Below are 416 nucleotides of genomic sequence, written 5' to 3'. Positions count from 1 at the left end.
AATTAAACTTTAATTGAAGAGTTTGATCATGGCTCAGATTGAACGCTGGCGGCAGGCCTAACACATGCAAGTCGAGCGGGGTTTTCGGACCTAGCGGCGGACGGGTGAGTAATGCGTAGGAAGCTGCCCGATAGAGGGGGATACCAGTTGGAAACGACTGTTAATACCGCATAATGTCTACGGACCAAAGTGTGGGACCTTCGGGCCACATGCTATCGGATGCGCCTACGTGGGATTAGCTAGTTGGTGAGGTAATGGCTCACCAAGGCGACGATCTCTAGCTGGTTTGAGAGGATGATCAGCCACACTGGAACTGAGACACGGTCCAGACTCCTACGGGAGGCAGCAGTGGGGAATATTGGACAATGGGCGCAAGCCTGATCCAGCCATGCCGCGTGTGTGAAGAAGGCCTTCGG

The 416-nt window shown here is 53.8% G+C and carries 1 rRNA gene (running past one end of the window); it reads left to right on the top strand.

Annotated elements, in window-relative coordinates:
• Positions 1-10 precede the first annotated feature (10 nt).
• Positions 11-416 (top strand): 16S ribosomal RNA (locus EMM73_RS19535); it runs 1,122 nt beyond the window's last position.

The sequence above is a fragment of the Rheinheimera sediminis genome, assembly GCF_004005375.1.
In the GTDB taxonomy this organism is placed as follows: Bacteria; Pseudomonadota; Gammaproteobacteria; order Enterobacterales; family Alteromonadaceae; genus Pararheinheimera.
The sequence above is the reverse complement of the archived record's forward strand: the minus strand, read 5'-3'. Positions and strand labels throughout refer to the sequence as shown.